The organism is Caballeronia choica (assembly GCF_001544535.1).
Lineage (GTDB): Bacteria > Pseudomonadota > Gammaproteobacteria > Burkholderiales > Burkholderiaceae > Caballeronia > Caballeronia choica.
In genome coordinates this window covers 18,960-31,102 of record NZ_FCON02000056.1, presented here as the reverse complement: position 1 = coordinate 31,102, position 12,143 = coordinate 18,960, and the positions used below count along the sequence as shown (strand labels likewise).

At 64.8% G+C, this 12,143-nt stretch carries 12 protein-coding genes; 11 read left to right on the top strand and 1 reads right to left on the bottom strand.

Features of this window, described 5'->3' with window-relative positions; translation table 11 throughout:
• Window positions 1-2: 2 nt before the first annotated feature.
• From ybeY to AWB68_RS22980, 11 genes are all read left to right on the top strand, one after another.
• Window positions 3-473, top strand: a complete 471-nt coding sequence (gene ybeY, locus AWB68_RS23030; protein ID WP_087646657.1) for an rRNA maturation RNase YbeY — start codon at window positions 3-5, stop codon at window positions 471-473.
• A gap of 6 nt (window positions 474-479) precedes the next feature.
• On the top strand, window positions 480-1,154 hold the full coding sequence (locus AWB68_RS23025) for a gamma-glutamylcyclotransferase (RefSeq protein ID WP_087646656.1): 675 nt from the start codon (window positions 480-482) through the stop codon (window positions 1,152-1,154).
• 195 nt (window positions 1,155-1,349) lie between these two features.
• A complete protein-coding gene (locus AWB68_RS23020) occupies window positions 1,350-2,255 on the top strand; it encodes a CorC family transporter (RefSeq protein ID WP_087646655.1) in 906 nt (301 codons plus the stop codon).
• A 91-nt stretch (window positions 2,256-2,346) separates the two neighbouring features.
• The gene (gene lnt / locus AWB68_RS23015; RefSeq protein WP_087646654.1) at window positions 2,347-4,005 is read left to right on the top strand and encodes an apolipoprotein N-acyltransferase; all 1,659 of its coding nucleotides are present in this window, start codon (window positions 2,347-2,349) and stop codon (window positions 4,003-4,005) included.
• A gap of 154 nt (window positions 4,006-4,159) precedes the next feature.
• Window positions 4,160-5,167, top strand: a complete 1,008-nt coding sequence (gene glyQ, locus AWB68_RS23010) for a glycine--tRNA ligase subunit alpha (RefSeq protein WP_087646653.1) — start codon at window positions 4,160-4,162, stop codon at window positions 5,165-5,167.
• A 17-nt stretch (window positions 5,168-5,184) separates the two neighbouring features.
• Window positions 5,185-7,284, top strand: a complete 2,100-nt coding sequence (glyS, locus tag AWB68_RS23005; RefSeq protein WP_087646652.1) for a glycine--tRNA ligase subunit beta — start codon at window positions 5,185-5,187, stop codon at window positions 7,282-7,284.
• Between the two features lie 18 nt (window positions 7,285-7,302).
• Window positions 7,303-7,860 (top strand): D-glycero-beta-D-manno-heptose 1,7-bisphosphate 7-phosphatase, encoded by a 558-nt coding sequence (gene gmhB, locus AWB68_RS23000; protein WP_087646651.1) that lies wholly within the window; start codon window positions 7,303-7,305, stop codon window positions 7,858-7,860.
• A gap of 58 nt (window positions 7,861-7,918) precedes the next feature.
• On the top strand, window positions 7,919-8,692 hold the full coding sequence (locus tag AWB68_RS22995; RefSeq protein ID WP_087646650.1) for a lysophospholipid acyltransferase family protein: 774 nt from the start codon (window positions 7,919-7,921) through the stop codon (window positions 8,690-8,692).
• 82 nt (window positions 8,693-8,774) lie between these two features.
• Window positions 8,775-9,701, top strand: coding sequence for a M48 family metallopeptidase (locus AWB68_RS22990; protein ID WP_087646673.1), 927 nt, complete (start codon window positions 8,775-8,777; stop codon window positions 9,699-9,701).
• A gap of 106 nt (window positions 9,702-9,807) precedes the next feature.
• Window positions 9,808-10,194 (top strand): lactoylglutathione lyase, encoded by a 387-nt coding sequence (gloA, locus tag AWB68_RS22985; RefSeq protein WP_125483007.1) that lies wholly within the window; start codon window positions 9,808-9,810, stop codon window positions 10,192-10,194.
• 195 nt (window positions 10,195-10,389) lie between these two features.
• The gene (locus tag AWB68_RS22980; RefSeq protein WP_087646648.1) at window positions 10,390-11,325 is read left to right on the top strand and encodes a DMT family transporter; all 936 of its coding nucleotides are present in this window, start codon (window positions 10,390-10,392) and stop codon (window positions 11,323-11,325) included.
• Between the two features lie 4 nt (window positions 11,326-11,329).
• On the opposite strand, the gene rsmA is transcribed toward AWB68_RS22980, so the two are convergent.
• On the bottom strand, window positions 11,330-12,139 hold the full coding sequence (gene rsmA, locus AWB68_RS22975; RefSeq protein WP_087646647.1) for a 16S rRNA (adenine(1518)-N(6)/adenine(1519)-N(6))-dimethyltransferase RsmA: 810 nt from the start codon (window positions 12,137-12,139) through the stop codon (window positions 11,330-11,332).
• Window positions 12,140-12,143 lie beyond the last annotated feature (4 nt).

Genomic DNA, 12,143 nt, shown 5'->3' with positions numbered 1-12,143 from the left:
CGATGACACGCGCGCACAAACTCACGCTGACGATGCAGTTCCCCGCCGCGAAGGCGTTCCCGGCGCACAAGGCGATCCTGCCGCGCGCGACGGTCGTGCGCTGGATCAAGGCCGCGCTGTTCGCGGACGCGGAACTGACCATCCGTTTCGTCGACGAGGACGAAGGTCGCGCGCTCAACCGCACGTATCGCCAGAAGGACTACGCGACGAACGTGCTGACGTTCGCCTACGCGGAATCTGAGGAAGATCCGGTGGCGGGCGACCTGATTCTCTGCTGCCCCGTCGTCGAAAAGGAAGCCGCCGAGCAGGGCAAGCCGCTCCCCGCGCACTATGCGCATCTGATCGTCCACGGCACGCTGCATGCTCAGGGGTACGATCACGCAGACGAGACCGAAGCCGAAGAAATGGAATCGATCGAGACCGAAGTCCTGCGCTCGCTCGGTTTTTCCGACCCCTACGTGCCGATTCCCTGAACCGCCGTGAAAGACGAGACGCCCGAATTTCAGCCGCTTGCGCCGTTATCGGCGCCCGTGTCGCCGGATTACCCGCCAAAACTCGTCGAATCGCCGCTTCTCACCGACGAGGAACTCGCGGCATCGCGTGAACGAACGCTCGTGAACTGGGACCGCCAGTCGGACTTGTGGCTCTTCGGCTACGGATCGCTGATCTGGAATCCTGGCCTGCCGACCGTCGAAGCCGTGCGCAGCAAGGTGCACGGCTATCATCGCGGACTTTACCTGTGGTCGCGCGTGAATCGCGGCACGCCCGAGCAGCCCGGCCTCGTGCTCGCGCTCGATCGCGGCGGCTCGTGCACCGGCATTGCGTTTCGCCTTGCCGCCGACGGTGCGCCGGAGCACCTCGAAGTGCTCTGGCGACGCGAAATGGCGATGGCGTCCTACCGGCCCGCGTGGCTGCCGTGCACGCTCGCCGACGGCCGGCGGGTCGTGGCGCTCGCGTTCGTCATGCGGCGCGAAGCGGCGTCCTACACCGGCAAGCTCGCCGATCCGGTCGTGCGCACCGTGCTCGGCTGCGCGAGCGGCCGCTACGGCACGACGCTCGACTACGTGAGCCGCACCGTCGAGGCGTTGCGGGAAAGCGGCATGCCGGATCGCGCGCTCGAGGCGCTCTTGACACGCTGCAAGGCGCAGGAATGACGCTATTGATATGACCTGAGCAAGGCCGCCTTGTCCGTTCGGCCAACGTGTTTTCCTCGACATACTTCTCGCATATTTATCAGTTAGCATGGTCGCAGATCCGATCCGTGCGCCTCGCCTTCCGGCCGGGCTTTTCCCTTCGTGTATGCTTAACTTTCCGCTATTTCGCGCCCCGAAGCTTTCGGGCGCCCCGCTATGAACGACGCCTATCCCAGTCGACGCCACACCGACAAACCGCAAGAAAAACGCTCCCTGCTCGAGCGTCTGACCGATTTCATCTCGCACGAGCCCGAGTCGCGCGACGAACTGCTCGAAGTGCTGCAGGACGCCCACGAACGCAACCTGCTCGACGCCGATTCGCTTTCGATGATCGAAGGCGTGTTCCAGGTCTCCGACCTCTGCGCCCGCGACATCATGGTGCCGCGTGCCCAGATGGACGCGATCAACATCGCCGAAACCCCCGCCGAATTCATCCCCTACGTGCTCGACAAGGCGCACTCGCGCTATCCGGTGTACGAGGGAAACCGCGACAACATCATCGGCGTGCTGCTCGCCAAGGACCTGCTGCGTTATTACGCGGAAGATGAATTCGATGTGCGCGGCATGCTGCGCCCCGCCGTGTTCATCCCGGAATCGAAGCGCCTGAACGTGCTGCTGCACGATTTCCGCGTGAACCGGAACCACATTGCGATCGTCGTCGACGAATACGGCGGCGTCGCGGGCCTGATCACCATCGAGGACGTGCTGGAGCAGATCGTCGGCGACATCGAGGACGAATACGACTTCGACGAGGAAGCCGGCAACATCATCTCGTCGCCGGACGGGAAGTATCGCGTGCGCGCGCTGACCGCCATCGAGCAGTTCAACGAGGAATTCGGCACCGATTATTCGGATGAGGAAGTCGACACGATCGGCGGGCTCGTCACGCACCGCTTCGGACGCGTGCCGCATCGCGGCGAGAAGGTGCGCATCGACGATTTCGTGTTCGAAATTCTGCGCGGCGACGCGCGGCAGATCCACGTTCTGCTCGTGCGGCGTGCGCCGAGCCTGAACCGCTTCGACCACCTTTCCCGCGACGGGGAAGAAGACGATCGCGGCTGATCGCGTCCTGGTCCGCGCGGCCACTTCTGTCCGAACGGCGCGGGCTTCCTCGCGCCACTTCCCCTTCCTGCCGACCCCGACCGTGTAATCAATGGCCGATTCTTCGTTTCGCATTCTGCGCCGGCGGCGCAGCAAGTCGTCCGCATCCAGCGACGCAAGCGCGCTCCCGTTCTGGCATTACCTCGCGGCCGCGGTCCTCGGCGCGCTCAACACGCTCTCGTTCGCACCGACGCCGCACGGCGGCTGGGTCGAACTCGTCGTCTTCACGCTGTTCTTCGCCTGGCTTTCGCGCACGAGCGGCTGGAAAAGCGCCGCGATGACCGGCTGGGCGTTCGGCTTCGGTAATTTCGTGACGGGCGTCTGGTGGCTCTACGTCAGCATGCATTTCTACGGCGGCATGGCCGCGCCGCTTGCGGCCGCGGCCGTCGCGCTGTTTTCGCTGTATCTCGCGATTTATCCGGCGGCGGCGGCGGTCGTGTGGTCGCTGGTGGCAGGCCGCGCGCGCTTCGACGACGAAAGCGGCACTGCCCTCGCCGATGCCTCCGCCGAACCGCGCTTCGTTCCGACCTGGCACGGCGCGTTCGCTTTCGCGAGCGCCTGGGCGCTCGGCGAATGGCTGCGCGGGCTCATCTTCACCGGCTTTCCGTGGCTCGCGAGCGGTTATGCGCAAGTCGACGGGCCGCTCGCGGGATATGGCGCGATCGCGGGCGTGTATGGCGTCGGCTGGGTGCTTGCGCTCGTGGCGGCGCTCGTCGTGCAGGCCATCTTCAACGCCCGAAGCACTCGCAACGCGCGAAGCTTCGCGCCTGCGGTGGTCGCGGTGGCGCTGATCGTCGGCGGCATGCTGCTGTCGCTCGTCCACTGGACGACGCCCGCCAATTCGCCGCTCTCCGTGCGCCTCCTGCAAGGCAACGTGAAGCAGGAAATGAAGTTCGAGCAGGAAGGCGTGAACGAGTCGCTCGCGCTGTATCGGCGGCTCATCACCGAGAAGCCCGCCGATCTCATCGTGACGCCCGAAACCGCGCTGCCAGTGCTCGCGGTTCAAGTGCCGCAAGACCTCGCGCTGGCCTTGCGCAATTTCGCCGACACGACGAAGTCGTCGATCCTGTTCGGCGCGATCGGCGTGACGATCACACCCGAAGGCCGCGCAACCGATTTCACGAATAGCCTGTTCGGCATCACGCCGGGCTCCTTCGACGTGTATCGCTACGACAAGCATCATCTCGTGCCGTTTGGCGAATTCGTGCCGCTCGGGTTCCACTGGTTCGTGAACCTGATGGGCATTCCGCTCGGCGATCTCGCGCGCGGCCCGTCGGTGCAGAGGGCGTTCTTCGTGCGCAATCAGCCGGTCGCCGTCGATGTCTGCTACGAGGACATTTTCGGCGAGGAGATCGCGAGAACCCTTCGCGAGCAGCCAGCACCGGCGGGCATTCTCGTCAATTCGACGAATCTCGCTTGGTTCGGCAATACCATCGCGCTCGACCAGCATCTGCAGATCGCACGGATGCGCTCGATCGAAACCGGCCGGCCGATGCTGCGCGCGACCAATACCGGCATGACCGCCGTGATCGCGGCGAACGGCGACGTCGTCGCGAAGCTGCCGCAGTACACCACCGGCAGCCTCGAAGCCACCGTGCAAGGAACGTCTGGAAGCACGCCCTACGTCACGAGCGGGAATCTGACCGTGATCGCCGTTTCCCTCCTGCTGCTCGCGTTTGGCTTTGCCTTTGCGCCTTCGCGAAGGAAGTGAGACCCGCGTGGCGGCGCTGTCCCGCCATCGCCGAAACGCTCGGAAAGTCGCACAAGACCCTCATACCCGCTAAAATTCAACGTTTTAGCACTTGGCCGGCCCGGGCGCTCGTCGTTGCGACGCGTGTCCCGGCCGGTCCGCCTCAAAGGCAATCATGCTCACTTTTCAGCAAATCATCCTGACGCTGCAATCCTATTGGGACAACAAGGGTTGCGCGCTTCTCCAGCCGATCGACATGGAAGTCGGCGCGGGCACGTCGCACGTTCACACGTTCCTGCGCGCGATCGGCCCGGAACCGTGGCGAGCCGCCTATGTGCAGCCGTCGCGCCGCCCGAAGGATGGCCGTTACGGCGACAACCCGAATCGTCTCCAGCACTATTACCAGTACCAGGTCGTGCTGAAGCCCGCGCCGGAAAACATCCTCGACCTGTATCTCGGGTCGCTCGAAGCGCTCGGCTTCGACCTGAAGCAGAACGACGTGCGCTTCGTCGAGGACGACTGGGAAAACCCGACGCTCGGCGCCTGGGGACTCGGCTGGGAAGTGTGGCTGAACGGCATGGAAGTGACGCAGTTCACGTACTTCCAGCAAGTCGGCGGGATCGATTGCAGGCCGGTGCTCGGCGAGATCACTTACGGGCTGGAACGGCTCGCGATGTATCTGCAAAAGGTCGAGAACGTCTACGACCTCGTCTGGACCGAATGGGAAGAAGACGGCCCGAACGGCAAGGAAACGCGGCGCCTCACCTATGGCGACGTGTATCACCAGAACGAGGTCGAGCAATCGACCTACAACTTCGAACACGCCAACGTCGACCTGCTCTTCACGTTCTTCAACAGCTACGAGGCTGAAGCGAAGAAGATGATCGACGCGAAGCTCGCGCTGCCCGCCTATGAACTCGTGCTGAAGGCCGGCCACACGTTCAACCTGCTCGACGCGCGCGGCGCGATCTCGGTCACGGAACGCGCGGCGTATATCGGCCGGATTCGCGCGCTGTCGCGGCTGGTTGCGCAGGCGTACTACGAGTCGCGCGAGGCGCTCGGCTTCCCGATGCTCGGCAATCCGGTCCATCCCGCAGCCGGCCTCACCACCGATGAACACGACGCCGCCATGCCCGCCTGGGCGCCGCCGTTGAAGGTCGAGCGCAACCTCGACCAGGTTTGACGAGACACGAAACAACAATGACGCAATCCAACCAAGCCTCCCTGCTCGTCGAACTGCTTACCGAAGAACTGCCGCCGAAAGCGCTCGCGCGCCTCGGGACCGCGTTTGCGGAAGGCATCGTGCAACGTCTCGCCGCACGCGATCTGATCGACGGCGAGCCTAGCTTCGAAAAATTCGCGACGCCGCGCCGCCTCGCCGTGCTCGTCAGGAACGTGCGCGAAGTCGCGCCGGAAAGACAGGTGCGCGAGAAGGTGCTGCCGGTTTCGGTCGCGCTCGACAAGGACGGCCAGCCCACCGCGCCGCTCGCCAAGAAACTCGCCGCGCTCGGCTTTCCCGACTTTCCCTTGAGCGACCTCGAACGCGCCCAGGACGGCAAGGCCGAAGCGTTCTTCCTGCGCTACGCGGCGCCGGGCGCGACGCTCGCCGACGGTTTGCAGTCGGCGCTCGATGAAACGCTCGCCAAGCTGCCGATTCCGAAGGTCATGACCTACCAGCGGCCCGACGGCACCAACGTGCAATTCGTGCGTCCGGTGCAGCGCCTCGTCGCCCTGCACGGCCGCGACGTCGTGCCCGCCACGGCGCTCGGCATCGATTCCGGCGATACGACCATCGGTCATCGCTTCATGTCGCATGGTTTCGTGCAGATCGCCCACGCCGACGACTACGCCGACACGCTGCGCTCGAAAGCGCATGTCGTCGCGAGCTTCGACGACCGCAAGGAATCGATCCGCACGCAATTGCAGGCGTTCGCCGGCAACGATCGCGTGGTGATGCCCGAAGCGCTGCTCGATGAAGTGAATGCGCTCGTCGAATGGCCGGTTGTGTATCAGTGTCACTTCGGCGAGGAATTCCTGCAGGTGCCGCAGGAGTGCCTGATCCTCACGATGCAGACCAACCAGAAATATTTCGCACTGACCGACGCGAACGGCCGCCTGCGCTCGCGCTTCCTGATCGTGTCGAATATCGACACGAAGACGCCCGCCGATATCGTCGAAGGCAACGAGCGGGTCGTGCGCCCGCGTCTCGCCGACGCGAAGTTCTTCTTCGAGCAGGACAAGAAGAAGCGCCTCGCCGATCGCGTGCCGTTGCTCGCGAACGTCGTCTATCACAACAAGCTCGGCTCGCAGTTGCAGCGCGTGCAGCGCGTCGAAGCGCTCGCGGGCGAGATCGCGCCGATGGTCGGCGTCGACGTCGCGTTGACGAAGCGCGCCGCGTTGCTCGCGAAGGCCGACTTGCTGACCGACATGGTCGGCGAGTTCCCCGAACTGCAGGGCACGATGGGCACCTACTACGCGCGCCACGACGGCGAGCCGGAAGAAGTCGCGCTCGCGTGCTCGGAGCATTACCAGCCGCGCTTCTCGGGCGACGAAACGCCGTCGACCGGCGTCGGCTGCGCGGTCGCGCTCGCCGACAAGCTGGAGACGATCGTCGGCATCTGGGGCATCGGCCTGCAACCGACGGGCGAAAAAGACCCGTTCGCGCTGCGTCGACATGCGCTCGGCGTGCTGCGCATCCTGCTTGAAAAGCGGCTCGCGATCGATCTGCTCGACCTGCTGCGCGCCGCGCAAAAGCAATTTGCGGATATGCCGCAAGTCGCCGAATCGACGGAAGCGATTCACGCGTTCTTTATCGACCGCCTGCGCGGCGTGCTGCGTGAACGCGGCTTCAACGCAAGCGAAATCGACGCGGTGCTGAGCCTGAACCCGACGCGTCTCGACGACATCGTCGCGCGCCTCGAAGCGGTGCGCGAATTCGCGACGCTGGCGGAAGCGTCGTCGCTCGCGGCGGCCAACAAGCGCATCTCGAACATCCTGAAGAAGTCGTCGGAGGACGTGCCGGCGAGCGTGAATCCCGAACTGCTCGTCGAAACCGCCGAGAAGGCGCTGTACGCGCAACTCGAGCAAGTCGCACCGCGCGTGCAGGCCCAGCTCGCCGAGCGCAACTACACGGAAGCGCTGTCCGCGCTCGCCGCGTTGCGCGATGCCGTCGACACCTTCTTCAACGACGTGATGGTGAACGCGGAAGACCCGGCGCTGCGAAGCAACCGGCTGGCACTGCTCGGCGCGCTGCATCAGCAGATGAACTGCGTCGCGGATATCTCCAAGCTCGCGGCCTAACGCAAACATCCAGCGCCCATGAATCCGAACAGAAAGCTGGTCATCCTCGATCGCGACGGCGTGATCAACGTCGATTCCGACGCCTTCATCAAGTCGCCCGACGAGTGGGTCGCGATTCCGGGCAGCCTCGATGCCATCGCGCGATTGAACCAGGCCGGCTGGCACGTCGCGATCGCGTCGAACCAGTCGGGCATCGGGCGCGGTCTCTTCGACATGGCGGCGCTGAACGCGATGCACCAGAAGATGAATCGCGCGGCGGCGGCGGTGGGCGGGCGAATCGACGCGGTCTTCTTCTGCCCGCACACGGCCGAGGATCAATGCGACTGCAGGAAGCCGAAGCCGGGCATGTTGCAGCAGATCATCGACCGCTTCGAGATCGACCCCGAAGACACGCCGGTGGTCGGCGATTCATTGCGCGATCTCGAAGCCGGCGCGCTGCTCGGCTTTCCGGTGCATCTGGTGCTGACCGGCAAGGGCGAGAAAACGCTGGCGGAGGGCAACCTGCCGCCGGGCACGAAGGTGCACAAGGACCTGCGCACCTTCGTCCTCGACTTCCTCGCCGAAGAACACGACTGACGCGCTGAGTCACTTCATTCGGCGCCCATTCAGCGGCGCACTATAAGAATCCACGCCAATGCGCTTCATCCGCTCGCTGCTGTTGATGGTCTACTTCATCGTGTACACGGTTCCGTACGCGATCGCCTGCTTCATTGCATTTCCGTTCCTGCGCGCCGACAAGCGCTACTGGATGGCGGCCGGCTGGTGCAAGTCGTCGATCGTCGTGCTGCGCTATCTGAACGGCATCCGCTACACGATCGAAGGCTACGAGAACCTGCCCGATGGTCCGGCCGTGCTGTTGTCGAAGCATCAGTCGGCGTGGGAGACGCTCGCGTTTCCCGCGCTGATGCCGCGTCCGCTGTGCTACGTGTTCAAGCGCGAACTGCTCTTCGTCCCGTTCTTCGGCTGGGCGCTCGGCATGCTGAAGATGGTTCACATCGACCGCAAGCAGGGCAAGGACGCATTCGTCTCCGTGACGCAGCAAGGCCGCGCTCGCATGGATGAAGGCGCGTGGGTCATCATGTTCCCCGAAGGCACGCGCACGCGCACCGGCAGCCAGGGCAAGTACAAGACGGGCGGCGCGCGCTTCGCGGTCGCGACGGGCGCGCCGGTCGTGCCGATCGCGCATAACGCCGGGCACGTCTGGCCGCGTCATTCCTTTCTCAAATATGCGGGTATAGTCACGGTGTCGATCGGCAAGCCGATCGACACGGCGGGTCTCACGCCGGAAGAAGTCAACCAGCGTGTGGAGGACTGGATCGAAACGGAAATGCGTCGTATCGATCCGGCCGCTTACAGTTCGACGGATGCAGGGTCGACGCCGGCGCAACATGCGTCCGCGGGCCGCTGAACCGACTGCACATAAGCCGAGCCGCGCATTGCCTTTTTCGTTCTTCTCGTCATTCCTGCGCCGCGAGCGCAAAGCTGAGCCGATGCAGAAGCCCCCATCGCGGCAGCGCCCCGCTGTCGCGCTAGACAACCTGCAACTCGATCTGCCGTTCGCAGACGCGCCTGCGAGCGCCGCACCTGCGTCGCTGGTCCCCGAGACACCCGCTCCCCTGCGCGGCGACCTTGCGCCGCCTCCGGGTGCACCCCAAGCGCCTCATCCGCCTCCTGCACCTCATGCGCCCGACGGCACGCGCCTGCGCCGGCTCGTCCTCGGCCCGCGAACGCTCGACTACCGTTTGAAGCGCTCGTCGCGCCGCACGATCGGCTTCACGATCGATGGCACCGGCCTCGCGATCACCGCACCGCGCTGGGTCACGCTCGCCGACATCGAGAGCGCGATCGTCGACAAGCAAAAGTGGATCTTCAAGAAGCTCGCCGAATGGCAGACGCGCGTCGAGCAGCGCGCGCTGCCACGCATCGACTGGAAAGACGGCGCGCAGTTTCCGTATCTCGGCAAGACGATCAGCGTGTCGCTCGGGTCGACGCGAAGCGCGCTGCATTTCGATCCCGCGAGCGGCGTGCTCTCGCTCGCCCTGCCCGCGCTCGCCGATCCGCAGCAGATCAAGGACCGCGTGCAAAGCTGGCTGCAGACCGAAGCCAGGCGGATTTTCGGCGAACGGCTGGTGGTGTATGCGCAAAAACTCGGTGTCGAATTTCGCGCGTATGCGTTGTCGTCGGCGGCGACGCGCTGGGGCAGTTGTTCCAGCGACGGCAAGATTCGCCTCAACTGGCGGCTGATTCACTTCCCGGTTTCGATCATCGATTACGTCGTCGCGCACGAACTCGCGCATCTTCGCGAGATGAACCACAGCCCGCGTTTCTGGGAAACAGTCGAATCGATCTTCCCCGAGTTCCGCGAAGCGCGGCACACACTGAAGCACCATCCGCCGGAACTGTTGCCGGCGCTCTGAGCGCGCCCTGCACGCACGGGCAGCGAGCAGTACAATTTTTGCGGCAATCGCAGCGTGCGAAAGCGCGGTGCGCTCCTGCCCCGAATCCAACAACAGGAACCCCACCATGCGACTTCTACACACGATGCTGCGCGTCGGCGACTTGCAGCGCTCGATCGATTTCTACACGCGCATTCTCGGCATGAAAGTGCTGCGCCAGAGCGAGAACACCGAATACAAGTACACGCTGGCCTTCGTCGGCTATGGCGACGAGAGCGAGGCCAGCGTGCTCGAACTCACCTATAACTGGGGCGTCGACAAATACGATCTCGGCTCCGCTTACGGCCACATCGCGCTCGAAGTCGACAACGCGGCCGGCGCCTGCGACCGCATCCGCGAAGCGGGCGGCAAGGTGACGCGCGAGGCGGGTCCGGTGAAGGGCGGCACGACGGTGATCGCATTCGTCGAGGACCCCGACGGCTACAAGATCGAGCTCATCGAAAAGCATTCTTGAGTTGCAACTGAGCGGCGGTGGTGCAATCGGAGCCGCCGCTCGACCTGTCTCGCGCCGCATCAGCGCACGACCCCACGCGCGACCCAGCCTTTCGCGCAAGTCCCCGATCGGTGGCAAAATCGACGCTCCAAAACAGTGCATGCGCCGGGGCGTTCTCGAACACGCTCGCAGGCTCGAACCGCAAAAACCAAGCCGATGAGCACACCTGCCCTTTCCCTGCGTCGCGCGCCGGACGCGACCGCCGTCATCGTCATGGTGGCGTTATGCGCCGCGTGGGGCTTCCAGCAGGTCGCCATCAAGGAAGCGAACGCGTCGTTCCCGCCGATGCTGCAAGCCGGCGTGCGCTCGGCCATCGCGACGCTGCTCGTCTGGCTCTGGACGCGCTCGCGCGGCGACGCGCTGTTCAAGCGCGACAGCACGCTCGGCGCCGGCCTCCTCGCCGGCATCCTGTTCGGCGGCGAGTTCGTCTGCATCTTCTTCGGCCTGACACTGACGACAGCCTCGCGCATGGCCGTCTTCCTCTATACCGCGCCGTGCTTCACGGCGCTCGGGCTGCACTGGTTCGTCGCGGGCGAGAAGATGCGCCGCGTGCAGTGGCTCGGCATCGTCGTGGCGTTTTGCGGCATCGCGCTCGCCTTCGCCGATGGCCTCCTGCACGCCGATACGAACGGAGCGCCGGCCTTGCGCGGCATCGCGGGCGATGCGCTCGCCGTGCTCGGCGGCTTGTTCTGGGCCGCGACGACGGTCGTCGTGCGGGCGAGTTCGCTCGCGCATGCGAGCGCGAGCAAGACGCTCTTCTATCAGTTGGCGGTGTCGGCGGTGCTGTTGCTGGCACTCGCGCTCGGCCTCGGCCAGACGCATGTGGATGTGGCATCGGTGACGCCGCTCGCGCTCGCGAGCCTCGCGTATCAGGCGATTGTGGTCGCTTTCATCAGCTATCTGACGTGGTTCTGGCTGCTGACGCGCTACATGGCGTCGCGTCTCTCGGTGTTTTCGTTCCTGACGCCGATCTTTGGCGTGACGTTCGGCGTGGTGCTGCTCGGCGACCACTTCACGTTACGCTTCATGATCGCGGCGGCGATGGTCCTGACGGGCATCGCGCTGGTGAACAAGCCGGCACGCAGCCGGTAGGAGTTCAGCCCTGCGCGACCACCTGCGCCAGCTTCACATACTCGGCGACGGACACTTCCTCGGCGCGCCGCGAAAGGTCGAACCCGAGCGCATCGAAATCGACCGTGTCGCGATAAGCGGCAAGCGTGTTGCGCATCATCTTGCGCCGCTGCGAGAACGCCGCCTGCACGACCTCGCCGAGCACGCGCTCATCGACGGCCGGCAGTTCGTGCGGCGCAAACGGAATCATCCGCACGATCGCGGAGTTGACCTTGGGCGGCGGCTGGAACGACTCGGGCGGCACGTCGATCAGCTTGTCGATCACATAGCGGTACTGAAGCATCACGGTGAGCCGCCCGAAGTCCTTGCCGCCGGGCTCGGCGATCATCCGGTCGACGACTTCGTCCTGAAGCATGAAATGCTGGTCGATGACCCTGGACGCGAACGCCGTCAGATGAAACAGCAGCGGACTGGAAATGTTGTACGGCAAATTCCCGACGATGCGCAGCGATGGCTTGTCGCCTTCCAGCGCGAGCGAACCGAAGTCGAAGGCAAGCGCATCGCCCGAATGCAGCACGAGCAGACCGGCGAAGCGCTTTTCGAGCCGCGCGATCAGGTCGCGGTCGAGCTCGACGGCATGCAGCGGCGATTCGGGCGTCGCGAGCCGCTCGATCAGCGGCGCGGTCAGCGCCGCGAGACCCGGCCCGATCTCGACCATGCGTTCGCCGCGCCTGGGCGCGATCGTATCGACGATCGAATCGATCACGCCCTGATCGACGAGGAAGTTTTGCCCGAAGCGCTTGCGCGCGAAATGGCCCTGGTGCTTGGTCGACATCGAA